Source organism: Pseudomonas sp. Pseusp97 (genome assembly GCF_047304025.1).
In the GTDB taxonomy this organism is placed as follows: domain Bacteria; phylum Pseudomonadota; class Gammaproteobacteria; order Pseudomonadales; family Pseudomonadaceae; genus Pseudomonas.
Window position 1 is genome coordinate 1 of the sequence record NZ_JBGLYK010000032.1, and the last position, 23,155, is coordinate 23,155.

The following is a 23,155-nucleotide window of genomic DNA, read 5'->3' on the forward strand; positions in this document are numbered from 1 at the left end:
ATCGCGCGCCAATGCACTACTCCGACTACATCGCACACCTGCTGTTGGTCAAACAGTTGCTGTGGATAGTCGCTGCCGTCCACGACGTGCTCAGCGTGCGCACCGCGCTGGGCGCCATCGCTGGCGGCGCCTGGCAGACGGTCGGGCATTACGGCCAGCGCCTGCTGGGCAAGCTCAAGGGCAGCCGCGAGCTGTCCGTGGACGATAGCGTGCTGCGCCTGCTGGCGCTGCGGCAGCGGCAACTGCTGGCAGCCCTGCAGACGCGCGGGCATGCCGCGGTGGAGGCGATCCAGGTGCAATCGCCCGAAGACAAGCAGTGGCGCGAGGGCAAGTTGCCCGAGGCCCTGCGCAAGGCACGGGCGCATCCGGAGTGGTCCGGCCTCAACGGCGGCCGGCGCAGCGAGAAGACCGAGCGGCAGGAGGCGGTGGCGCAGTTGGCTGCTCAGCTGCTCGAACCATGAACACCGAGCCGGGGCTGGTTCGCGAGCAAGCTCGCTCCTACGAAGAGCCGTGTACACCCTGTAGGAGCGAGCTTGCTCGCGAACGCTCTTCGTCCGTAGGTGCATAACCTGGAACAGGTTATCCGCCGGCGAACGTGCGCGGATAACGCTGGCGCGTTATGCGCCCTACGATGCTGCGGAGGCGTGATCGCGCGCACGGCGTGCGCCTGTGAGGTCAGCATGGCGCGAAGCCAATCGCGGACGAAGTCCGCTCCTACGAAAGCCCAAGACCGCGTAGGAGCGGACTCCGTCCGCGATGCTTTCAGGCGAGTTGGATCATTTCCACTTCGGCATGGCCCCCAGTCAGGGTCAGGACCGCCAACGCAATCGGCAACTTGAACCGCCGCGGCCCGGCGCTGCCGGGATTCAGGTACAGCACCCCATTGCGCACCTCATTCAGCGGCTTGTGCGAATGCCCCGCCAGCACGATATCGATGCCTTCAGCCGCAGGATCGATGGCCAATTGCTTGAGGTCGTGGATCAGGTAGAGGCGCAGCCCACCCAGCTCCAGCAACAGCGTTTCCGGCAGCGCGGCGGCCCAGTCGTCGGTGTCGTTGTTGCCGCGCACCACGTCCAGCGGCGCCAGTTCGCGCAGCTGGTCGAGCAGTGAGGCGGGCCCGACATCGCCCAGATGCAGGATATGGTCGCAGCCTTTGAGTGCCGCCAGCGCTTCGGGGCGCAGCAGGCCGTGGGTGTCGGCGATGACGCCGATGCGCAGGAAGGAGGTCATGGAGGGAGCATAAACGACGACGCCACCCGAAGGTGGCGTCGTGGCGATTCAGCCGTTGTGCGAGGCCCTGGCGGCGTCGGACTCGGGCAGGAACCAGTTGAGCAGCAGGGCGCAGATACCGCCGGTGGCGACGCCGGATTCCAGCACGTTGCGGATCGCGTGGGGCATGTGCGCGAGGAACTCCGGCACTTGGGAAATGCCCAGGCCCAGCGCCAGGCTGACGGCGATGATCAACAGCGCGCGGCGGTCCAGGTGTGTGCCGGCGAGGATGTTGATGCCGGAGGCGGCGACTGCGCCGAACATCACCATCACCGCGCCGCCGAGCACCGGCTCGGGCACGGCCTGGATCACCCCGGCCACGCTGGGGAACAGGCCCAGCACGATGAGCATGGCGGCGATCCACAGGCCGACATGGCGGCTGGCCACGCCGGTCAGCTGGATCACGCCGTTGTTCTGCGCGAACACCGAGCTGGGGAAGGTGTTGAACAGGCCGGCCAGCAGCGAGTTGGCGCCGTTCACCAGCACCCCGCCCTTGATTCGCTGCATCCACAGCGGTCCTTCCACAGGCTGCTTGGAGATCTTGCTGGTGGCGGTGACGTCACCGATGGCTTCCAGCGAGGTCACCAGGTAGATCACCAGCATCGGGATGAACAGGCTCCAGGAGAAGCCCAGGCCGAAGTGCAGCGGCACCGGGACCTGGAAGGCCGGCGCCTCGTGCATGCCGGTGAAGTCCAGGCGGCCGAGGTAGCCGGCCAGCGCGTAGCCCACAGCCAGGGCGATGACGATGGCGCCGCTGCGCATCCACACCACCGGGATGCGGTTGAGGATGACGATGATCGCCAGCACCAGCCCCGAGAGCATCAGGTTCTCGCCGTTGGCGAAGGTGCCGTTGGCCATGGCGGAGAAGCCGCCGCCCATGCTGATCAGGCCGACCTTGATCAGGGTGAGGCCGATCATCAGCACCACGATGCCGGTGACCAGCGGGGTGATCAGGCGCTTCACGAACGGCAGGATGCGCGACACGCCCATCTCCACGAAGGAGCCGGCCATGACCACGCCGAAGATGGCCGCCATCACCGCTTCCACCGGGGTGCCGTTCTTCACCATCAGCGCACCGCCGGCGATCAGCGGGCCGACGAAGTTGAAGCTGGTGCCCTGGACGATCAACAGGCCCGCGCCGAACGGCCCGAAGCGCTTGCACTGGACGAAGGTGGCGATGCCGGAGATCACCAGCGACATCGACACGATCAGGTTGGTATCGCGCGGTGACACGCCCAGCGCCTGGCAGATCAGCAGGCCGGGGGTGACGATGGGCACGATGATCGCCAGCAGGTGCTGCAGCGCCGCAAGCCACGCGATGGGCAGGGCAGGGCGGTCTTCCAGGCCGTAGACCAGGTCGGGCTGGTCCTTGGCGGCGGACGGGTTCTCGAGGGAGCTCATGGGCGGCGGTCCGGGAAAAAAGAGCGCGATTTTACTGGCCCAAGGCGGGATCGCACAGTGCCATGAGGCAACTCGGGATGAGTGGGGAAGCCGTAGTTCCTACGGCGCCAGTGTGTGGCGGTACCCCGGAGGCTTTCGACCTGGGAAAAACTGCAGAATTTTCAACAGGGTGCGCGGACACGTCTGAGTGTGTCGGCCAGCTGGCGTGGCTTCACTGGAGTGCATCCGGAGCCATTCGGGCTTCCGGCTCAATCCTGAGGAACACGCAGATGGGCAAACAACAAGGTTTTACCCTGATTGAGCTGATGATCGTGGTGGCGATCATCGGGATTCTGGCTTCGGTTTCCTTGCCGCTGTACTCGGATTACTCGTCGCGGTCGAAGGCGGCAGCGGCGATTGCCGAGATATCTAGCGTGAAGACAGCCGTTGGGCTATGCGTCGCTGAGGTTGGTTCGACCAAGGGATGCGACGCTGGCACCTACGGGATTCCGAAAGATTTCGATATGACTACCAACATCAAGGGCGATTACTCAGTGAAGGACGGAACCATCAAGGTCAAGACTGCTGCGACCGATAGCGATGGCGTTGAGCTGGAGCTGGAAATGAAGCCCAAGGATGGCACCAAGGCGAACCTGATCTGGGAGGTATCGGGCACCATCTGTAACCAGGATCGGGGCATCAAGCCCGGCACCGGTGGATGTGCCAAGTCCTGATCTAGGCACAATAAAAAGCCCGGCATCCGCCGGGCTTTTTCATCTCACCGCCAGACTCAACCGTCCAGCAGTGCCTTGTCGCGTACCGCGCCCTTGTCGGCGCTGGTGGCCAGCAGGGCGTAGGCCTTGAGCGCAGTGCTCACCTTGCGTGCGCGCGACTGGGCCGGCTTCCAGCCCTTCTTGTCCTGCTCGACGCGGCGGGCGGCCAATTCTTCATCGCTCACCAGCAGGTTGATGCTGCGGTTGGGGATGTCGATCAGCACCTTGTCGCCGTCCTGCACCAGGCCGATGGCGCCGCCTGCGGCCGCTTCCGGCGAGGCGTGGCCGATGGACAGGCCCGAGGTGCCGCCGGAGAAGCGGCCGTCGGTGAGCAGGGCGCAGGCCTTGCCCAGGCCCTTGGATTTCAGGTAGCTGGTCGGATAGAGCATTTCCTGCATGCCCGGGCCGCCTTTCGGGCCTTCGTAGCGGATGATCACGATATCGCCCGGCTTCACTTCGTCGGCGAGGATGCCCTTCACGGCGCCGTCCTGGCTCTCGAAGATCTTCGCGCGGCCTTCGAACACGTGGATGGACTCATCCACGCCGGCGGTCTTCACCACGCAGCCGTCGAGGGCGATGTTGCCGTACAGCACGGCCAGGCCGCCTTCCTGGGAGTAGGCGTGCTCGACGCTGCGGATGCAGCCTTCGGCGCGGTCATCGTCCAGAGTGTCCCAACGGGTGCTCTGGCTGAAGGCCACTTGCGTGGGGATGCCGGCCGGGCCGGCCTTGAAGAAGGTGTGGACCTTCTCGTCGCGGGTCTGGGTGATGTCCCACTGGGCGATGGCATCGGCCATGCTCGGGCTGTGCACGGTCGGCACGTCGGTGTGCAGCAGGCCGCCACGGGCCAGCTCGCCGAGGATGGAGAAGATGCCGCCGGCGCGGTGCACGTCTTCCATGTGGTACTTCTGGATGTTCGGCGCGACCTTGCACAGCTGCGGCACCTTGCGCGACAGGCGATCGATGTCGCGCAGGTCAAAGGCGATCTCCGCCTCCTGGGCAGCGGCCAGCAGGTGCAGGATGGTGTTGGTCGAGCCGCCCATGGCGATGTCCAGGGTCATGGCGTTCTCGAACGCCTTGAAGCTGGCGACGTTGCGCGGCAGCACGGACTCGTCGCCTTCGCCGTAGTAGCGCTGGCACAGCTCGACGGCCAGGCGGCCGGCGCGCAGGAACAGCTGCTCGCGGTCGGAGTGGGTGGCCAGTGTCGAACCGTTGCCCGGCAGGGAAAGCCCCAGGGCTTCGGTCAGACAGTTCATCGAGTTGGCGGTGAACATGCCGGAGCAGGAACCGCAGGTCGGGCAGGCGCTGCGCTCGTACTCGGCGACCTTCTCGTCGGAGCAGGAATCGTCGGCGGCGACCACCATGGCGTCGACCAGGTCCAGGCCGTGGCTGGCCAGCTTGGTCTTGCCGGCTTCCATCGGGCCGCCGGAGACGAACACCACCGGGATGTTCAGGCGCAGGGCGGCCATCAGCATGCCGGGGGTGATCTTGTCGCAGTTGGAGATGCAGACGATGGCGTCGGCGCAGTGGGCGTTGACCATGTATTCCACGGAGTCGGCGATGATCTCGCGCGACGGCAGGGAATAGAGCATGCCGTCATGGCCCATGGCGATGCCGTCGTCCACGGCGATGGTGTTGAATTCCTTGGCCACGCCGCCGTGTTTTTCGATCTCGCGGGCGACCAGTTGGCCCAGGTCCTTCAGGTGCACGTGGCCGGGCACGAACTGGGTGAAGGAGTTGGCGATGGCGATGATCGGCTTCTTGAAGTCTTCGTCCTTCATCCCGGTGGCGCGCCAGAGGGCACGGGCGCCGGCCATGTTGCGGCCGTGGGTGGAGGTTTTCGAGCGGTAATCGGGCATGACGGGTTCCTGCGCATCAGGTCACGGTGGGAGCCGATCCGGGTCTTCTATGCGGCGGCTTGCAGCGGGTAGGGCTGGCCGGCGAGACCTTGAACGGACTCTAAGTCGTATCGTGAGCGCGGTACGCACCGGATGCAAACAGCAGGTGGCCTTGCATGGGCGAGGTCGGCGCAGGGCGTGGCGGGGTCACCGCCTGCTCGGCCGGGGCTCACAGGCCCGCCGGGGGATAAATGGCAGGAATGCCCGGATTCTACGCTGGCCCCAGCCACGAGGGAAAGGCTGGCGGTCGGCACAAGGCATAGACTTTCGCCGCCCCGGCGTGGTCAGAATGGCCCCAGCCGCTTTTCGGTCCCGTTCGTTGAAGGAGCAACCCCATGAAAGTCACCCGCATCGCCCTGCTCGCCGCGCTCTTCGCCGGCAGCGTGCACGCCTCGTCCGATGAGGCCTGGCAAGCGCAGGACAAGCAGCAGCGCGAAGCCTGCCTGGCGCTGAGTCATCTGCAGAACAAGAAGGTGCTGGGCTCGCCGGTGCTGTTCGATGACAGCGTGGGCTATACGGCGCTGATGATTGGCGGGACCTATGGACAGAAGCACATGAAAGGCAAACCGGGTCGCGAGCTGTGCCTGTTCGAGCGCAAGACCGGCAAGGCGGTGCTCAGCGAGGCGGACTCTCTGATGCCGATCAAGTGAAGGCGAGCGTAAGGTAAACCGTAGGGCGCATAACGCCCCAGGCGTTATCCGCCATGTCGGCCGAAGCGGCGGATAAAGCGTTCCGCTTTATGCGCCCTACAAGGGCGAGGCCTCAGCCATTTGCCGCTGCAATGAAAAACGGGGCGCTCCCTCGCGCAAACGCCCCGTTTTCTGCTGTGCCGTGATGCCTCAGCCGTTGGGCAGCAGGCGCACGGTCAGGCTCTTGATGTAGCGGGTTTCCGGGATCGCCAGGTGGACCGGGTGGTCCGGACCCTGGCCGCCGCGCTCGAGCAGCTGGATGTTGCGGTCCAGGTGGCGGGCGCTGCCCAGCAGGATGTTCTGCAGGTCGTCCTCGGGCAGGTGCATGGAACAGGAGGCGCTGACCAGGATGCCGTCCTTGGATAGCAGGCGCATGGCCTGTTCGTTGAGGCGGCGGTAGGCGGCCTCGCCGTTCTTCAGGTCCTTCTTGCGCTTGATGAAGGCGGGCGGGTCGGCAACGATCACGTCGAAACGCTCGTCGGCGGCCTTCAGTTCGCGCAGGGCGTCGAACACGTCACCTTCCACGCAGGCCACTTTCTCGGCGAGGCCGTTCAGCGTGGCGTTGCGCTCGACGCCGTCCAGGGCAAAGCCGGAAGCATCGACGCACATCACTTCGCTGGCACCGAAGGCTGCCGCCTGGATGCCCCAGCCGCCGATGTAGCTGAACAGGTCGAGCACGCGCTTGCCCTGCACGTAGGGCTGCAGGCGGGCGCGGTTCATGCGGTGGTCGTAGAACCAGCCGGTCTTCTGGCCGGCCAGCACCGGGGCTTCGAATTTCACGCCGTTCTCTTCCAGGGCAACCCATTCCGGGACTTCGCCATAGGCATTGGCGACGTAGCGCTCCAGGCCTTCGGCGTCACGGGCGCTGGAGTCGTTCTTCCACAGTACGGCGCTGGGCTGGAGCACCTGCAGCAGGGCGGCGAGGACGTCGTCGCGGTGCTTCTCCATGGTTGCCGAGGCGAGCTGGACGACCAGCACGTCGCCGAAACGGTCCACCACCAGGCCCGGCAGCAGGTCGGAGTCGCCGTAGACCAGGCGGTAGAAGGGCTTGTCGAACAGGCGGTCGCGCAGGCTCAGGGCGACGTTCAGGCGGTGAACCAGCAGGGATTTGTCGAGAACGTGCTTGGTATCGCGGGAAATCAGGCGGGCGCAGATGAGGTTGTTGGGGCTCATCGCGACGATGCCCAGCGGCTTGCCGTTGGCCATTTCGAGGATCGCCTGCTCGCCGGCGCCGAATCCGTTCAGCGGGGTGGCGGCGACGTCCACCTCGTTGCTGTAGACCCACAGGTGGCCGGCGCGCAGGCGGCGCTCGGCGTTGGCTTTCAGACGCAGGCTGGGCAGGGTCATGGGGAGGCTCCGGCAAAAAGAGCGGGATTATAGCGCAGCGGCGCGTGCCGCCGGAGCGCGGCGCAGGTGCTTTTGATCGGCTGGCGATGCGCAGGCGCACCGCGCCTAAAGGTTCACCGCACGCCGCCGATGCAGGTTTGATCGAAAGCCGCAGTTCCAGACGCCTCGGCTCTGGGTAAACTGTGCACCCCCGTCCACTTCGCCAGCGCGCCCCATGTCCCAAGAACTTTCCGCCGAACAGATCCGTCAGGCCCTGCAGGGCATCAGCGTGCCGCCGCAGCCGCAGATCATGGTTGACCTGCAGATGGAGCAGTTCATGCCCAACCCGGACCTGAAGGCGATCGCCAAGCTGATCAGTCAGGACCCGGGACTGTCCGGCGCGCTGCTGAAGCTGGTGAACTCGCCGTTCTTCGGCCTGGCCAACCGCATCACCTCGATCCAGCGCGCGGTGAACCTGCTGGGCAGCCGCTCGGTGATCAACCTGATCAACGCCCAGTCGATCAAGGGCGAGATGAGCGACGCCACCATCGTCACCCTCAACCGCTTCTGGGACACCGCCCAGGACGTTGCCATGAGTTGCCTGACCCTGGCCAAGCGCATCGGCTACGAGTCGGTGGACGAGGCGTACGCGCTGGGGCTGTTCCACAACTGTGGCATCCCGCTGATGCTCAAGCGCTTCCCGCACTACATGGCGGTGCTGGAGGAGGCCTACGCCAGCGCCAGCGACGAGCGCCGCGTGGTGGACACCGAGAACCGCGTGCTGAACACCAACCATGCGGTGGTCGGCTACTTCACCGCGCGCTCCTGGCGCCTGCCGGAGCACGTCTGCGAGGCCATCGCCAACCACCACAACGCGTTGTCGATCTTCAGCGAGGACAACTGCCGCGATACGCAGCTGAAGAACCTGCTGGCGATCCTCAAGATGGCCGAGCACATCTGCGGCTCCTACCGCGTGCTGGGCAACCAGGACGAGGACCACGAGTGGGAGAGCGTGCGCGCGGTGGTGCTGGATTATGTCGGGCTCAGCGAGTACGACTTCGAGAACCTCAAGGCGAGCATTCTCGAATTGGGTGTGGGGCAGGGGACGTACTGACCGTCGCCTGGGCTCTTCGTAGGAGCGAGCTTGCTCGCGAAGCGCTTTCTTTCCGCCCGTGGGGTATCGGGCTCTTCGCAGATAAAGCCGCTTCTATCTTGAGCGCCGCATAGGTACTCCTGGTGGTGGGAGTTTTCGCGATGGATTTCGCGGATAAGATCCGCTCCTACGAGGGCGGCGACGAGCCTCTACGGTAGGAGCGGACCTTGTCCGCGAAGGTCGACCAACTCCACCGAGGTATAGGATGAACCCCGGTAGGAGCGAGCTTGCTCGCGAAAGGAGTCACCGGAGAAATTGGTGTTGAGCGGTTCGCGAGCAAGCTCGCTCCTACGAAGATCGGGTCATCTGCAGAGATAAAAAAGCCGGGCATCTGCCCGGCTTTTTCGTTCAACGTCGGTGATCAGTCGAGCATGTCGCTGAAGCGTTCGTCCTTCTTGTAGGCAATGGTCTGGCTGAAGCCGGGGACCTGGATGCCCTGGTCGCTGATCTCGATGGCCTGCTCGTCGATCATGTCGTTGCCGAAGTTGTAGATGATGTCGAAGCGGCCCTGGGTTGCGGCTTCGTCGTACTGGCGGGCGGCAGCGCGGGTGGCTTCGCGGCGCGCCTGGTAGTCGGCGAAGGCGGCATCGCCGTGGCGCTTGCGCAGCATCTTCTCGGTGATGGCCGGGGACAGCAGAACGCCGGTGGCGTTGTTGCCGCCGAAGCCCTTGGAGTTGATGAAGCAGACTTCCAGGTCGTCGCGGCGTACATCGCTGTTGGAGAGCGCGATGTGATCCTTGAAGACGTCGTCGGCGAACTTGTCCACGGTCTTAATGCCGGGGATGACGCCGTAGCGGAAGGTGCCCAGGGCGGAGATCAGCTGGTCGGCGCTGGCGGTGGCCAGGGAGTGACCGACGAAGGCCTTGACCGCGGTGACCGGCCAGCCCTCGATACCGAAGGCGGTGGCGACGCGGTCGAGGATTTCCGACTCGGTGACACGGTTGGCCGGCGTGCTGGAGCCGTGGGCGTGGACGAAGCTGTGTTGGCGCACGCTCTTCTCGCCGACGATCTGCGCGGCGGCGGCCACGGCCTTGGCCATGGTCAGGTAGTTGCCCGGGCCGGGCGCCGAGATCGACTTCTTGAAGCCGTCGGCGTTGATGAACACGTCCGGCACCGAGCCGTGGATGTCGGCGCCCAGCTCCAGGGCCAAGGCGTCGTCCATCAGCACCACGTACTGTGCGGATTCGGCCAGGGAGAAGCCGCAGTTGTCGCCGAACGGCCGGCTGGCGCGACGGAAATCGACGTCATCGCGGCCTTCGATGAGGCGCAGGCCTTCCTCGGTGGCCAGCGCGCCCATGGCGGCGTAGCCCTCGATGATCTCCGAGGTGATCGGCGCCTCGGCGTTGCCGACGATGGCCACGCGGGCCTGGCCGGTGGTGATGACGTCGATGCCCTTCTGCAGGTTGTACAGGAAGGTCGCGCAGGCGCCGGTGACGCTGCCGGTCATGCCGACGCTGCCCAGCACGTAGGCGTTGATGAAGTCGGTGGGCATGCTGTTGAAGCCCAGCGGCAGTTGCTTGGCCGATACGCGGTGACCGCGCAGGCGCGACTGCAGCAGGCCGCCGAAGCCGTTCTCGTCCAGCTGGCTCATGATGCTGCTGGAGAACACGGCGATTTCGTCAGGCTGCACGGCGTTGCAGATGGTCTGCCAGTCGAGGCCGGTGGAGCGCACCGCGTCGGTGGCGGCGACCACGGACATCTGCAGGCCGCGCGGATGGAAGCGCGAGTTGTACAGCTCGCTCGGCTCGAAGCCGGTGGGCAACTGGCCGGCGGACTTCACCGGCAGCGCGCGGTAGCTGTCGACCTTGAATTCGCAGCCGTCATGCAGGGTGACGCGGACTTCGCCGCCTTCGAGTTCTTCCACCGACCAGTTGGCCGGAAGCGGCTCGGGCAGTTGCTTGCGCAGGGTGGTGAAGGTCACCGGGCTGCCCGCGGCGCTGACGGTCAGGCTCTTGTGGCAGTGCGCGGCATCGACGTCGAGATACTGCAGCTCGATGCGGCGAATCAGGGTGGACTGGCGAATCTGCTGCTCGAAGCGCTGCTCGATGGCCGCCAGATCGAGGCTGTTGCCCTCGGTGTCCTGGTACTGGCCATCGACGACCTTGACCAGCTTCATCATCACCGCGAGGCCGGCGAGGGTTTCCTGACGGGCGGCGGGCTCCATGGATTCGAGGACAGTACGGCGGAACCCATGGTGGAAGGAACTGCGGCCAGCCGCGTTATATCCACCAAAACCAACGATGACCGGTAGTCGAGACATCTCTCGGAAACTCCTTCAGCAAGTGCATCTTGCGCGCCGGACAACGGTGGCCCGTGCAGGGGCAGCCCGGTGGCACAAAGCCAGGCGGTGGCTTCAAATGAATCGGAATGCTTTAGCTGACGAGGATGATGACCGCCGAGTCACGCTCGCGCCAGGATTTGTCGGAAGAAGGCGACGAGTTCCCGGGCAAATCTGGCAGGGGCTCATGAATGAAAACGGGAGCCGCATAGGGCTCCCGTTTCGGACAGCGGCAAAAAACTCAGCGGTATTCGATGCCAGGTTTCCGGGTGCTGACGCGAGTACCGGACTTGCCTTCGGTGATGGCGACGATGTTTTCCAGCGAGCCGATCACCGCGTCCTTGCCGGTGTTGCGGGCGAACTCGATGGCGGCCATGACCTTCGGACCCATGGAGCCGGCAGCGAAGCCGAGGCGTTCCAGTTCGTCCGGGTGGGCCTGGGCGATGGCCTTCTGGGTCGGCTTGCCCCAGTCGATGTAGGCCGCGTCCACGTCGGTGGCGATGATCAGGATGTCAGCCGACAGTTCCTGGGCCAGCAGCGAGGAGCACAGGTCCTTGTCGATCACCGCTTCGACACCGGAGAGCTTCTTGCCCGACTCGTCGTACATGGTCGGAATGCCGCCGCCGCCCGCGCAGATGACGATGGTGCCTTTCTCCAGCAGCCACTTGACCGGACGAATCTCGAAGATGCGCTTCGGACGCGGGCTGGCCACGACGCGGCGGAACTTGTCGCCGTCCGGGGCGATGCTCCAGCCTTTTTCCTTGGCGAGGGCTTCAGCCTCTTCCTTGGAGTAGACCGGACCGATGGGTTTGGTCGGGTTCTGGAAGGCCGGGTCTTTCGAGTCGACCTCGACCTGGGTGAGCAGGGTGGCGAACGGTACTTCGAACGGCAGCAGGTTGCCCATTTCCTGTTCGATCATGTAGCCGATCATGCCTTCGGTCTCGGCGCCGAGAACGTCCAGCGGGTACGGGCTGACCTTCTCGTAGGCCGCGCCCTGCAGGGCCAGCAGGCCGACCTGCGGGCCGTTGCCGTGGGCGATCACCAGTTCGTTGCCCGGGGCAACCTTGGCGATCTGTTCGGCAGCGATCCGCACGTTGGTGCGCTGGTTGTCGGCAGTCATGGGCTCGCCACGACGCAGCAGGGCATTACCGCCCAATGCGACGACGATACGCATATTCATTTCCTCCGAAAGAGTGGAAACGCACCCCGGACCGGCGCTTCGACGCGGTCCGGGGGCGGCGCGGCATTACATGTCGGCGAGGGTCGAAACGAGGATTGCCTTGATGGTGTGCATGCGGTTTTCAGCTTGCTCGAAGGCAATGTTGTACGGGGATTCGAAGACGTCTTCGGTCACTTCGATGCCGTTCTTCAGGTTCGGGTACTGCTCGGCGATCTGCTTGCCGACTTTGGTTTCGCTGTTGTGGAAGGCGGGCAGGCAGTGCATGAACTTCACGCGCGGGTTGCCGGCGGCCTTCATCATGTCCAGGTTGACCTGGTAGGGCAGCAGTTCCTTGATGCGCTCGCCCCAGGCTTCCACCGGCTCACCCATGGAGACCCACACGTCGGTGTGGATGAAGTCCACGCCCTTGACCGCGGCTTTCGGGTCTTCGGTGATGGTGATGCGGGCACCGCTTTCTTCAGCGAACTTCTTGCAGGCGGCGACGTGTTCGTCGGTCGGCCAGAGTTCCTTCGGAGCGGCGATGCGCACGTCCATGCCGAGCTTGGCGCCGATCAGCAGCAGGGAGTTACCCATGTTGTTGCGGGCGTCGCCCAGGTAGGCGTAGGCGATGTCGTGCAGCGGCTTGTCGCTGTGCTCGCGCATGGTCAGCACGTCGGCCAGCATCTGGGTCGGGTGGTACTCATCGGTCAGGCCGTTGAACACCGGGACGCCGGCGAACTTGGCCAGTTCCTCGACGATTTCCTGCTTGAAGCCACGGTATTCGATGGCGTCGTACATGCGGCCGAGAACGCGGGCGGTGTCCTTCATCGATTCCTTGTGGCCGATCTGCGAGGAGTTCGGGTCGATGTAGGTGACATTGGCGCCCTGGTCGTAGGCGGCGACTTCGAAGGCGCAGCGGGTGCGGGTCGAGGTCTTTTCGAAGATCAGCGCAATGTTGTTGCCTTTCAGGTGTTGCTGCTCGGTACCGGTGTACTTGGCGCGTTTCAGGTCGCGGGACAGGTCGAGCAGATAGCGCAACTCGCGGGTGCTGTGGTGCATCAGGCTGAGCAGGTTGCGGTTGTGCATGTTGAAAGCCATGGTGTTTCTCCTTGTGGGATCCAATCTCTGCCCTCGTCAGTACAGCTCGTGGCTGGCGGGGCGGGCGGCCCTGGCTGGGGCCGCCACGTGAGGTGCTTGCGCTCTGGTTGAGGTAGTCGCGTCTATCGGTATAGCGCGCGGATCAATAGTCGATCGGGTCGCGGATGATCGGGCAGGTCATGCAGTGACCGCCGCCACGGCCCCGGCCCAGTTCGCCGGCGCTGATAGTGATGACTTCCACGCCCGCCTTGCGCAGCAGGGTGTTGGTATAGGTGTTGCGGTCGTAGCCGACCACTACGCCCGGTTCCAGGCAGACCACGTTGTTGCCGTCGTCCCATTGCTCGCGTTCGGCGGCGAAGCTGTTGCCGCCGGTCTCGACGACGCGCAGTTTCTTCAGGTTCAGGGCTTCGCCGACCACGGTGATGAAGTCCTTGTCCTCGCGATGGATATTGATGCCGTAGGGGCTCTTCTCGTCCGGGCGCAGGGTGAAGGGCACGATCTCTTTCACCACTTCCGGGAAGACGGTCACCAGGTCGCGGTCGCAGAAGCTGAACACGGTGTCCAGGTGCATCGCGGCGCGGGATTTCGGCAGGCCGGCGACGATGACTTTCTCCACTGCGCCCTTGGCGAACAGGTTCTGCGCGACCTGGCCGATGGCCTGGCGGGAGGTGCGCTCACCCATGCCGATCAGCACGACGCCGTTGCCGATGGGCATTACGTCGCCACCCTCGAGGGTGGAGGAACCATGGTCCTTGTCCGGATCGCCGTACCAGATTTCGAATTCGGCGTTGGTGAATTCCGGGTGGAACTTGTAGATCGCGGTGGTCAGCAGGGTTTCCTGACGTCGCGCCGGCCAGTACATCGGGTTCAGGGTCACACCGCCGTAGATCCAGCAGGTGGTGTCACGGGTGAACTGGGTGTTGGGCAGCGGCGGCAGCAGGAAGCTGGAGTGGCCCAGGTAGTCGCGGAACATTTTCAGCGGCTTGGAGCCTTCGCTTTCGGGGATGTCGTCAGCGGTCACGCCACCGATCAGGAACTCGGCCAGCTTGCGCGGCTCCAGGCTTTCCAGCCAGCCACGCAGCTCTTCGGTCAGGCCCACGCCCACGCTGTCGGCGGTGAGCTTGCGGTCGAGGATCCACTTCAGGGCCTCGGGGTTCTGTACGGTCTCGGTCAGCAGGTTGTGCATTTCCAGGACGTCGATACCGCGTTCACGCATCTTGGTGACGAAATCGAAGTGGTCGCGCTTCGCCTGATTCACCCAGATAACGTCGTCGAACAGCAACTCGTCGCAGTTGCTCGGGGTCAGGCGTTGATGGGCGAGTCCGGGCGAGCAGACCATCACTTTGCGTAGTTTGCCAGCTTCAGAATGGACGCCAAGTTTGGTTTTTTCCGTGCTCATGAGATGTCTCCAGGAGTTACAGAGTGAGGAAGCCGTCGTAGAGGCCGTAGGCCGCGATCAGTGCACCGATCACGACAACCGCGAAGATGAGCTTCTCGACATTGGTGAAGATGGGTTGACCCACTTCATGTTTCGCTTTGGCGAAGAGGATGACGCCGGGCGCGTACAGCAGCGCCGACAGCAGCAGGTACTTCAGGCCGCCTGCGTAGATCAGCCAGACCGCGTAGAGGACCGAGATGCCAGCGATGATCAGGTCCTTGCTGCGCTCGCCCGGATCGTTCTCGTAGGTCTCGCCCTTGACTGCCAGCAGCAGGCCGTAGGCGGCGGACCAGAAGTACGGGACCAGGATCATCGAGGTCGCCAGCAGCAGCATCTTGGTGTACGGGTCCATGCCGTTCGGGTCGCCCGAGGTGAAGAAGGTGATCACCAGGAAGACCTGTACGCAGATGTTGGTCAGCCAGAGGGCGTTGGCCGGCACCTGGTTGGCGTTCTCCTTGCGGAGGAACTCCGGCATGGTGTGGTCCTTGGCGGCGGCGAACATGATCTCGGCGCACAGCAGTACCCAGGAAAGCAGGGCACCCAGCAGGGAGATCAGCAGGCCGACGCTGATCAGGACCGCGCCCCAGTGACCGACCACATGCTCCAGCACCAGCGCCATCGAAGGGTTCTGCAGCTTGGCCAGTTCCGGCTGGGTCATCACACCCATGGACAGCACGTTCACCAGCACCAGCAGCAGGAGGACGGTGATGAAGCCGATCACGGTGGCCTTGCCGACGTCGGAACGTTTTTCCGCACGGGAGGAGAAGATGCTCGCGCCCTCGATGCCGATGAACACCCACACGGTGACCAGCATCATGTTGCGCACCTGGTTCATCACGCTGCCCAGGTCGGGGTTGCTCTTGCCCCAGATGTCCGCGGTGAAGATATCCAGCTTGAAGGCGAACAGGCAGATCAGGATGAACAGGAACAGTGGGACGATCTTCGCCACCGTGGTGACGGTGTTGATGAACGCCGCTTCCTTGATCCCGCGCAGCACCAGGAAGTGCAGGGCCCACAGCAGGACCGACGCGCAGATGATCGCCGCGACGGTGTCGCCCTTGCCGAAGATCGGGAAGAAGTAGCCCAGGGTGCTGAACAGCAGGAGGAAGTAGCCGACGTTGCCGAGCCAGGCGCTGATCCAGTAACCCCAGGCCGATGAGAAGCCCATGTAGTCGCCGAAACCGGCCTTGGCGTACGCGTACACCCCGCCGTCGAGCTGGGGTTTGCGGTTGGCCAGGGTCTGGAAGACGAAGGCCAGGGTCAGCATGCCGACCGCGGTGATGGCCCAACCGATGAGGATGGCGCCGACGTCTGCACTGGCTGCCATGTTTTGCGGCAGGGAGAAGATGCCCCCGCCGATCATCGAACCTACGACCAGAGCGGTTAGTGCTCCGAGTCGCAGTTTTTGGCTGCTTTCTTGCGACATTTAAGAATCTCCCTATAGGAAGTTGGAGAGTGAGGCTATTTAGCGCCCGTCTTGGCGAGGCGCTCCTGATTCAGGTCAATAGCTTGCTATCCAATGTATCGGGCAGTACTTCCTGCTCTGCCCACCCCGCATAAACCATAGGAGAGGTTTTGCATTAGCGCCCGATTTAGAGGGGATTTCGTGAAGATTTGAGCGCGCTTTCATGACCGCGCAATGGCAATCGATTTCGCCGGCCCGCGCAGGGAGCGTGGTTACGCCTGATTCGCAGGCGCAGGTAGGCGCAGGAGCGCTATGTAGGAAAGTCCTGAACGAAGAGGCGGGAGCGGAGGATTGGCCGGGGCAGGATCACTGCACCCGGCGATGCGCCTTGCAGGTCGAAGACGCGAGATGGCAAGAAGCCCGAAAGACACCGCCGGGTTCGTGACCTGGCGGGCGCGGCGTGGCGGGCACGCCGCGAGATGTGATGCACGAGGCCTCACACCCCTGTCATGGAGCAAGGTGTGTGCCAGCGTCGAAGATTACGCCAGACCGCACCGCAGCGCTGTTCGCCCTTGGTAGCAGTCGAAGCTGTCGGCGGATTTCTGCTCAGGCGTCGCCATCGTCGGCGGAATTCCCGCCACTGCCGGAGAACAGCAGCCCGTGCTTGCGCAGCTTGTCATGCAGTGTCTTGCGCGGGATGCCGAGAGCTTCGGCAAGACTGCGAAGCGAGTTGTGCGGGCGGCTCATCTCGGCTGCGATCAACGACCGCTCGAAGGATTCCACCTGCTCGTTCAACCCCGCGCCGGGAGCCGCAGCAGTCGCGTGCCCATGGCTCTCATCCAGGCCAAGGTCCAGGCCCAGGGCATAGCGCTCCGCGGCGTTCTGCAGCTCCCGGACGTTGCCCGGCCAGCCGTGGGCCAGCAGTTGCGCACGCTGCGCGGAATCGAGTGGGCGTGCGCTCAGCCCGTGCCGCTGGGCGCCGCGTTCGGCGAAGTGCTGGAACAAAAGCAGGATGTCATCGCCACGCTCGCGCAGCGGGGGAATGCGCAGGCTCGCGACGTTGAGGCGGTAATAGAGGTCGGCGCGGAAGCGGCCTTCGTCCGAGGCTAGGCGCAGGTCTTCCTTGGTTGCCGCGATGATGCGGATATCCAGCGGGATGAGCTGGTTGGAGCCCAGGCGCTCGACGGTGCGCTCCTGCAACAGGCGCAGCAGCTTGACCTGCACGTCGAGGCTCATGCTCTCGATTTCGTCGAGGAACAGAGTGCCGCCGTTGGCGAATTCGAACTTGCCGATGCGGCGCTTCTGCGCGCCGGTGAAGGCGCCCTGTTCATGGCCGAACAACTCGCTTTCCACCACCGACTCGGCCAGTGCGCCGGCATTGATGGCCACGAAGGGGCCGTTGCGGCGGCTCGACAGATCATGCAGCGCGCGGGCGACCACTTCCTTGCCCGAGCCGGTTTCGCCCAATACCAGCACATCCGCCTGGATTGCCGCGAGCGACGCGACCTGCTGCTGAAGGCGCTGCATCGGCGCGGACTGACCGACCAGCCGGCCACGCACTTCCTTCTGCTCGGTCAGGGCCAGGCGTAGGCTGCGGTTTTCCAGCACCAGCCGGCGCACGTCCAGCGCACGTCGCACGCTGTCCAGCAGCGCATCGCTGGGGAAGGGCTTTTCGAGGAAATCGTAGGCGCCCGAACGCATGGCTTTCACGGCGAGTGGCACGTCGCCGTGCCCGGTAACCAGGATTACCGGCAGTTCGGAGTCCTGCGCGTGCACTTGCTCCAGGAGCTGCAGGCCATCGATGCCCGGCATGCGGATATCACTGACGATCACCCCTGGCCAGTCGCGTGCCTGCTGCGGGTCGATCTGCCTGGCGTCGCCAAGGGCGAGCACCTTGAAGCCGGCAAGGTCGAGAGTCTGGCAGAGCGCCTGGCGCAGATGAGGATCGTCATCGATCAGCAGCACCTGGGTGGTGATATCGAACGGCTCGGCCGAACTCATGCGCGGGTTTCCTCCTGCGGCGTCAGGGTCACGCCGGGAACGCCCGGCAACAGGTGCAATTGTACGAGAGCGCCGCCCTCGGGGTGGTTGCCCAATTCAAGATGTCCGCCCAGCGTGCGCAGCAGCGTGTCGCAGATGGCCAGGCCCAGGCCAAGGCCTTTCGCACTGGTCTTGGTGGTGAAGAAGGGCTCGCGGGCATGGGCCAGGGCCTGTTCGGAGAAGCCCGGGCCGTTGTCGCGCAGGGACAGGATGATGCGCTCGGGCGTCTGCTCCGCGGTCAGCCAGATGCGCCTGGGCAGGCCCTTCTCGGCCAAGGCGTCGAGGGCGTTGGAAATCAGGTTCGACAGGATCTGCCGCAGCCGCGTCTCGCCGGCCTGCACCCAGATCGCCGCGTCGGGCAGGTCGCGCAGCAGCTCTACGTTCATCGCCTGGCGACGTTGGGCGACCAGCGCCAGGGCATCATTGATCGCCGGCTGTAACGCCACGTTCTCCGGCGCGCGCCGGGCTCCGCGGGCGTATGCCTTGAGGTGTCCGATGATCGAGGCCATGCGCCCGGTCAGCTCGCCGATCTGCTGCAGGTTTGCGCGGGCGTCGTCATAGCGCTCGTGATCGAGCAGCACGCGGGCGTTGTCGGCGTAGCTGCGGATCGCCGCCAGCGGCTGGTTGAGCTCGTGGCTGATGCTGGCGGACATGGTACCCAGGGCGGTGAGCTTGCCGGCCTGCACGACTTCGTCCTGCGCGTGCATCAGCTCGCGCTGCGCCTGCTCGCGGTTGCTGACCTCTTCCTGTAGCCGCGTATTGGCGCCCTCCAGCTCCTGAGTGCGTTCCTGTACTCGCAACTCCAGTTCGTGCTTGGCCTGTGCCTCGAGGGCAATGCGTTCGAGGTAATGGCGCCGGCTGATGGTCAGCAGGGACAGCAACAGCAACAGCGCGACCAGCGTGGCTGCGCCAATCAGCACGACGCTGCGCACGGGCGCGTCGACCTGGGTGCGCGGGGTATAGATGCTCACCGTCCAGCCCGTTTCCGGAAGATGACGACTCTGGCTGATCCATCGGCGCTGGTCGATTTTCAGTGGCGCCGGCTGCAGCACCGGGTAGGGAATGTTCTCGGCGATCTCGCGTTGCTTGGCGGGCGACAGCTCTTTCGCCGTGTGAAAACGCCATGCGTTGCTGGAGGACAGGATGACCACGCCGTTGGAATCCATGACCAGCAACTGCTCCGGCGTATTACCCCAGAGCTGTTCCATGTGCTCGAGGTCGACCTTCACCACCAGTACGCCAAGCAGCTTGCCGCCGTCGCGCACGTCGCTGGCGAAGTAATAACCGCGGCGCTTGGACGTGGTTCCCAGGCCGAAGAAACGTCCCTGACGGCCCTGTGTCGCTTCCTTGTAGTAGGGGCGGAAGGAGAAATTGCGGCCGACGAAGCTGTCGGGCTGATCCCAATTGGAGGCGGCGTGGGTCATGCCGTCCGCCTGGATCAGGTAGATGACATCCGCCCCGGTGCGTCCGCGGATGCGTTGCAATTCAAGGTTGGCGGCGTTCTGCGCGGCGAGGCTCTTGGGCGCCTGCAGCGCGGCGCGCAGGGTCGGCAGCTCACCGAGGATGGGCGGCAGGTCCTCGTAGCGGCGCAGGGTGCCGAGCAGGTTGGCGACGTAGAGGTCGAGGGTTTGCTGGTTCTGCTCGGCGAGTTGCTCGCTGTAATAGCGCTGGGCGAAGTGGTGGAGGGGAATCAGTAACAATGCAAGTACAAAGACGAGCAGGATATTGAGCCTTGATAGTCGCTTGTTTCGCATCCGGAAGAGGACCTGACTGCTGCTGGCAAGGGATTATGGCTCGAGGCCAGACTGACCTGCACTACGCCTGCGAGATTGGACTTAGCGAGATGTTTCATCACGCTGTGCAGGCGGAGGCGTGCACTTCAGCCTGTCAGTACGACCATCAGTCCTTAAATAGCCGAGTCTTGAGACGCCAGATACGACTGGACCTGATCTTGGAAAGCTCGGCATCTGTCTCGCTGAGTTTCTGGCGCAGGTGTTGGTTTTCTTTCGCCTGGTCCGACAGAAGTGCCACCTCCTCGGAGAGTCTTTTGAGCTCGCTTTCAAGTTTGCTCATCTCGGTAAGCGTGTCATCAACCTGCTGATGCAGTCGTTGCTTTTCGCCTTCGAGCCATTTGACCTGCGCGATGTAGGTATTCGCCAGCTCTTCCACTTGTTGAATATGATTGACCAGTCTGCTGGTCTCTCGTTTTGAAACATCCAAGAAGGTCGGCAGCGTATGCTTATGCCAATCAACATATGGGATCGCGGGACAGGGGCATGCTGAAACGAAGCTCATGAAGTCCGCTTCTAGCTTCGCAAAGCGCTCGTAATCGGCTTGTCCAAAATCGGCCCCGAGATGGGCATAAAGATCTTCAAACAGCCGACCTTGCTGCAGCCAGCGAAGCTCCTGCGGCACAGCAAGACTAGATACCATTCGTAGCAGCGTGGTGATAGCCCTGAAAACGAGGTAACCCAGTGTAATATCCTCGGCATACTCCCATTCAAGGTCAATAACCTGGGTATTGTCTGCGTTCTCCAGAATGTTCTGCGGGACAAGATCGAGGAGAGAGCCGGGAAGCCGGGTGGCGAGGTCATGCGGACCTGAGGCGGCCAGACCCGCAGAATGCAACACGACACGGATGTAATCTGCGAACGAGCGGGCCAGTACCTTGATCGTCCAGCCGGGGGTTTGCAGAGTACGGATCAAACCGGTGCTCATTGCTTCGCCGGAAAAGAATCGCTCATCGAGGCGGTGGTGCCTGAAGCGTTCGGATGACCCTGATGCTTGGGCATTAGCGATCAGTGGTCGCTGATTGACTTGAACGCGCCCTTTTGAGCTTTTCCTGAACTCGACCAGCTTGCAGTAAGCCGGCTGGCGGTTACTGGAATAATGGCAAGCCAGCAGGTCCCCTTCGAACAGTGGTTCACCAGAGCTGGACCGATTTGACGCAGCAATCAGAAATGAGTTGGAAAGATCGGCAAGAAGCCCGTTCTTCCCCACTTGCCGCCATGTACATTCCAGCGAGAAATTCAAATAGTCCGAAGATATCTGCGGATCTCTGGAAGATACCTGCGCAGCCAGCGCCGAAACGTCAAACGACGACTCTTCACTATAGCCGCTCGGCAGTACTATGCTCGCCGGGAGTTTGTAATCGGGAAACGGCAAGGCGGTTTCGATATGTCCGAAACCGCATTCGGCGAGGCGTTGGCGCAACTCAAGATGGCCAAATGTTTCTACTCCGGGGCGTTTATAGAGGCCCTGAATTCCGACTCTTGGTGCGCCAAGATGATCCTCTGGCGCGCCAGCCAGATACTTCAGGCCCAGTTGGTTCTCAATCGCGATAATGAGAACGCCGTCCGGTTTGAGTAGTGCCCTGACAGCGTCGAGCATCGAGCGAACCGGATTGGCAGCATCATTGAACTTGCCTGCGTACTCGAGGACGCCAATAAGAGTGATGACGTCGAACTTCTGTTCCGGCTTGAAGCGCTCGAACTGGTCGTTGATCACAGTTACGTTGGGCAGATCTCGTGTCCGTTGCGCTGCGATCGCAGCCCGCCGCGAGCTACCCTCTACGGCGATGACGCGCGCCCCCGCTTCGCCAAGGTAGCGGGTGATAGCACCGCACCCGGCACCTATTTCCAGCACATCGCCGTCGAGCAGGTGCTCCAGCGGCCGAAGCAGATTTGCCCTGGCAGAGCTCAGGTGATAGGTGGTTGGCCAATCTACGCAAGCAGTATGCAATTGCCGGGAAAATATCGAGACGTCGGTGCTTTCCGAAATGATCCGGTGGAGTCGGTTTTCCGTGTCGTCACCATCGCTGTAGTCGAACGGCAGAGGCTCGCTGCGCGCCCAGATTTGTTGTTCTGGCTGGAACGCGTAGCCGAGGCTTTGCAGAGTTTCGTGAAGCAGGCTCATTCTATGTTCATCTGCATATTGAGATTGGTCAGACCGAAGAAACGGGAGTCTGTCCCTACGACAAAGTGGATCGAATCGTAGCGACGGTCGTGGGGAACAATTTCCTCACCGTTTCGTGTGGCTATGCCCAGCGATATGAAAAAGTCGCCCTCACCGAGACTACAGTCGAAGCGCACAGTAGCGACGAAAGTAGCGCCTGCCGGATAGCTGTTCCGGGTTTCCTCACACTGCAGGAGTTCGGAATTGGTCCCGAAGAGGGTCACGCCGTCCTTGGTTTTGATCGTCACTCCAAGAATAGGGCGGATCAGCGGCATGAGCATCCTGACGCCTACCTTCAGCACTACCTCGGCGCCATTGCGAATTCGCGTGGGATAATCAGTTCCCTCGCTGCTCAGGGAGAAATCGGTAATGGCTACCGAGCCGTCACCCCAACGATACTCGTAGGGATTATAAAGCTGGCGACTGGAGAAATGATCTCCCTCGGTTTCTATTTGGGGACCGATCTCCTTGCTTTCTGCGGTAGAGGCTTGCGTGCCGGGGCTGACAGTGGCCTCGGCCTTCGGCTCGATTTTCTCGCGGCCGAAGAGGAGGTCCAGATAACTGTTGATGACAGACCTTGGCTTGCCTTGGGTGATGATTCTTCCGGCATCGAGAAGGACCGCGCTGGAGCAGTGAGTTACGACCTGCTCGCTGCTATGGGTCACCAGCAGAATACTGGTTCCATTTTCCTTGAGCTTGCTCAGGCGGTCGAAGCATTTCGCCTGGAACTTGGCATCGCCAACGGCAAGTGCTTCGTCGACGATCAGAATTTCGGGATCGATCTGTGCCTGCACCGCGAATGCGAGCCTGACCAGCATGCCACTGGAATATGTCTTGACCGGTTGGTCAATGAAGTGGCCGATATCAGCAAAACCGGCAATGAGATCGAATCGCTGGTCGATTTCTTCCTGAGTGAGCCCCAGTAGCGCTGCGTTGAGATAAACGTTTTCCCTGCCGGTAAACTCCGAGTTGAATCCTGACCCCAACTCCAGCAGAGCGGCAATCCGGCCGTTGGTGATGACAGATCCACTGGAAGGAGTGAGTGTTCCTGCGATGATTTGCAGCAGTGTGGACTTCCCAGAGCCATTGCGGCCTACGATGCCGACTGTCTCTCCGCGAGGAACTTCGAACGAGATATCACGCAGTGCCCAGAACTCTCGATACAACTTTCTGTCCCCGCGAAGCAGCATTTGCTTCAGGCGATCCTTGGGAGAGTCGTAAATGTTGTAGCACTTGCTGATGTTCGAAATGGTAATCGCGTTTTCCGCTGACATTGGACGGCCTTAATTAGCTTGAAT

Annotated in this window: 17 protein-coding genes; 4 read left to right on the plus strand and 13 right to left on the minus strand. The window is 63.0% G+C overall.

What is annotated here, in order from left to right; all coding sequences use genetic code 11:
• Positions 1 to 461, plus strand: a 461-nt coding sequence (locus ACCC94_RS08785) for a DUF3482 domain-containing protein (protein ID WP_413348952.1), incomplete at its 5' end; no start/stop codon positions are given.
• A 301-nt stretch (positions 462 to 762) separates the two neighbouring features.
• Here ACCC94_RS08785 and ACCC94_RS08790 read toward each other — a convergent pair.
• Positions 763 to 1,230 carry a metallophosphoesterase family protein gene (locus ACCC94_RS08790; protein WP_413348954.1) on the minus strand — a complete coding sequence of 156 codons (468 nt, stop codon included), beginning with the start codon at positions 1,228 to 1,230 and terminating at the stop codon, positions 763 to 765.
• Between the two features lie 48 nt (positions 1,231 to 1,278).
• The gene (locus tag ACCC94_RS08795) at positions 1,279 to 2,670 is read right to left on the minus strand and encodes a uracil-xanthine permease family protein (RefSeq protein WP_413348956.1); all 1,392 of its coding nucleotides are present in this window, start codon (positions 2,668 to 2,670) and stop codon (positions 1,279 to 1,281) included.
• A gap of 269 nt (positions 2,671 to 2,939) precedes the next feature.
• On the opposite strand from ACCC94_RS08795, the gene ACCC94_RS08800 reads away from it, so the two are divergent.
• Complete coding sequence (locus ACCC94_RS08800; RefSeq protein WP_413348958.1) at positions 2,940 to 3,383, plus strand: pilin; 444 nt, start codon at positions 2,940 to 2,942, stop codon at positions 3,381 to 3,383.
• A 56-nt stretch (positions 3,384 to 3,439) separates the two neighbouring features.
• On the opposite strand, the gene ilvD is transcribed toward ACCC94_RS08800, so the two are convergent.
• Complete coding sequence (gene ilvD / locus ACCC94_RS08805; protein ID WP_413348959.1) at positions 3,440 to 5,278, minus strand: dihydroxy-acid dehydratase; 1,839 nt, start codon at positions 5,276 to 5,278, stop codon at positions 3,440 to 3,442.
• Between the two features lie 374 nt (positions 5,279 to 5,652).
• Here ilvD and ACCC94_RS08810 point away from each other — a divergent pair, with 374 nt between their 5' ends.
• On the plus strand, positions 5,653 to 5,967 hold the full coding sequence (locus ACCC94_RS08810) for a hypothetical protein (protein ID WP_413348960.1): 315 nt from the start codon (positions 5,653 to 5,655) through the stop codon (positions 5,965 to 5,967).
• Positions 5,968 to 6,156: 189 nt separating this feature from the next.
• On the opposite strand, the gene ACCC94_RS08815 is transcribed toward ACCC94_RS08810, so the two are convergent.
• Positions 6,157 to 7,353: a class I SAM-dependent rRNA methyltransferase gene (locus ACCC94_RS08815; protein ID WP_413348962.1), complete on the minus strand. Its 1,197-nt coding sequence runs from the start codon at positions 7,351 to 7,353 to the stop codon at positions 6,157 to 6,159.
• Positions 7,354 to 7,621: 268 nt separating this feature from the next.
• On the opposite strand from ACCC94_RS08815, the gene ACCC94_RS08820 reads away from it, so the two are divergent.
• Complete coding sequence (locus tag ACCC94_RS08820; RefSeq protein WP_413348991.1) at positions 7,622 to 8,446, plus strand: HDOD domain-containing protein; 825 nt, start codon at positions 7,622 to 7,624, stop codon at positions 8,444 to 8,446.
• 400 nt (positions 8,447 to 8,846) lie between these two features.
• Here ACCC94_RS08820 and ACCC94_RS08825 read toward each other — a convergent pair whose 3' ends face one another.
• The 9 genes from ACCC94_RS08825 to ACCC94_RS08865 all read right to left on the minus strand — a co-directional run bounded on the left by ACCC94_RS08825 (position 8,847) and on the right by ACCC94_RS08865 (position 23,131).
• Entirely contained in the window at positions 8,847 to 10,745 is a 1,899-nt protein-coding gene (locus tag ACCC94_RS08825; protein ID WP_413348963.1) for a beta-ketoacyl synthase, read from the minus strand.
• A gap of 259 nt (positions 10,746 to 11,004) precedes the next feature.
• Positions 11,005 to 11,937 carry a carbamate kinase gene (gene arcC / locus ACCC94_RS08830; protein WP_413348964.1) on the minus strand — a complete coding sequence of 311 codons (933 nt, stop codon included), beginning with the start codon at positions 11,935 to 11,937 and terminating at the stop codon, positions 11,005 to 11,007.
• Positions 11,938 to 12,009: 72 nt separating this feature from the next.
• Complete coding sequence (locus tag ACCC94_RS08835; RefSeq protein WP_413348966.1) at positions 12,010 to 13,020, minus strand: ornithine carbamoyltransferase; 1,011 nt, start codon at positions 13,018 to 13,020, stop codon at positions 12,010 to 12,012.
• Between the two features lie 142 nt (positions 13,021 to 13,162).
• Positions 13,163 to 14,419 carry an arginine deiminase gene (gene arcA, locus ACCC94_RS08840; RefSeq protein WP_413348967.1) on the minus strand — a complete coding sequence of 419 codons (1,257 nt, stop codon included), beginning with the start codon at positions 14,417 to 14,419 and terminating at the stop codon, positions 13,163 to 13,165.
• Between the two features lie 16 nt (positions 14,420 to 14,435).
• Entirely contained in the window at positions 14,436 to 15,884 is a 1,449-nt protein-coding gene (gene arcD / locus ACCC94_RS08845) for an arginine-ornithine antiporter (RefSeq protein WP_413348968.1), read from the minus strand.
• Positions 15,885 to 16,469: 585 nt separating this feature from the next.
• Positions 16,470 to 17,864, minus strand: coding sequence for a two-component system response regulator DctD (gene dctD, locus ACCC94_RS08850; RefSeq protein ID WP_413348969.1), 1,395 nt, complete (start codon positions 17,862 to 17,864; stop codon positions 16,470 to 16,472).
• Complete coding sequence (locus tag ACCC94_RS08855) at positions 17,861 to 19,657, minus strand: sensor histidine kinase (protein WP_413348970.1); 1,797 nt, start codon at positions 19,655 to 19,657, stop codon at positions 17,861 to 17,863. Before ACCC94_RS08855 ends, dctD begins: the two co-directional genes overlap by 4 nt.
• Before the next feature lie 145 nt (positions 19,658 to 19,802).
• On the minus strand, positions 19,803 to 21,818 hold the full coding sequence (locus ACCC94_RS08860; protein WP_413348972.1) for a methyltransferase: 2,016 nt from the start codon (positions 21,816 to 21,818) through the stop codon (positions 19,803 to 19,805).
• On the minus strand, positions 21,815 to 23,131 hold the full coding sequence (locus tag ACCC94_RS08865) for an ABC transporter ATP-binding protein (RefSeq protein ID WP_413348973.1): 1,317 nt from the start codon (positions 23,129 to 23,131) through the stop codon (positions 21,815 to 21,817). The genes ACCC94_RS08860 and ACCC94_RS08865 overlap by 4 nt, the downstream gene beginning before the upstream one ends.
• Positions 23,132 to 23,155 lie beyond the last annotated feature (24 nt).

Bases quoted from the DNA above. Each gene is read 5' to 3' on its own strand.
- ACCC94_RS08825 (WP_413348963.1), bottom strand. From the start codon at position 10,745: ATGTCTCGACTACCGGTCATCGTTGGTTTTGGTGGATATAACGCGGCT.
- ACCC94_RS08855 (WP_413348970.1), bottom strand. From the start codon at position 19,657: ATGCGAAACAAGCGACTATCAAGGCTCAATATCCTGCTCGTCTTTGTA.
- dctD (WP_413348969.1), bottom strand. From the start codon at position 17,864: ATGAGTTCGGCCGAGCCGTTCGATATCACCACCCAGGTGCTGCTGATC.
- ilvD (WP_413348959.1), bottom strand. From the start codon at position 5,278: ATGCCCGATTACCGCTCGAAAACCTCCACCCACGGCCGCAACATGGCC.
- ACCC94_RS08835 (WP_413348966.1), bottom strand. From the start codon at position 13,020: ATGGCTTTCAACATGCACAACCGCAACCTGCTCAGCCTGATGCACCAC.
- ACCC94_RS08860 (WP_413348972.1), bottom strand. From the start codon at position 21,818: ATGAGCCTGCTTCACGAAACTCTGCAAAGCCTCGGCTACGCGTTCCAG.
- arcA (WP_413348967.1), bottom strand. From the start codon at position 14,419: ATGAGCACGGAAAAAACCAAACTTGGCGTCCATTCTGAAGCTGGCAAA.
- arcD (WP_413348968.1), bottom strand. From the start codon at position 15,884: ATGTCGCAAGAAAGCAGCCAAAAACTGCGACTCGGAGCACTAACCGCT.
- arcC (WP_413348964.1), bottom strand. From the start codon at position 11,937: ATGCGTATCGTCGTCGCATTGGGCGGTAATGCCCTGCTGCGTCGTGGC.
- ACCC94_RS08795 (WP_413348956.1), bottom strand. From the start codon at position 2,670: ATGAGCTCCCTCGAGAACCCGTCCGCCGCCAAGGACCAGCCCGACCTG.
- ACCC94_RS08800 (WP_413348958.1), top strand. From the start codon at position 2,940: ATGGGCAAACAACAAGGTTTTACCCTGATTGAGCTGATGATCGTGGTG.
- ACCC94_RS08810 (WP_413348960.1), top strand. From the start codon at position 5,653: ATGAAAGTCACCCGCATCGCCCTGCTCGCCGCGCTCTTCGCCGGCAGC.
- ACCC94_RS08815 (WP_413348962.1), bottom strand. From the start codon at position 7,353: ATGACCCTGCCCAGCCTGCGTCTGAAAGCCAACGCCGAGCGCCGCCTG.
- ACCC94_RS08865 (WP_413348973.1), bottom strand. From the start codon at position 23,131: ATGTCAGCGGAAAACGCGATTACCATTTCGAACATCAGCAAGTGCTAC.
- ACCC94_RS08790 (WP_413348954.1), bottom strand. From the start codon at position 1,230: ATGACCTCCTTCCTGCGCATCGGCGTCATCGCCGACACCCACGGCCTG.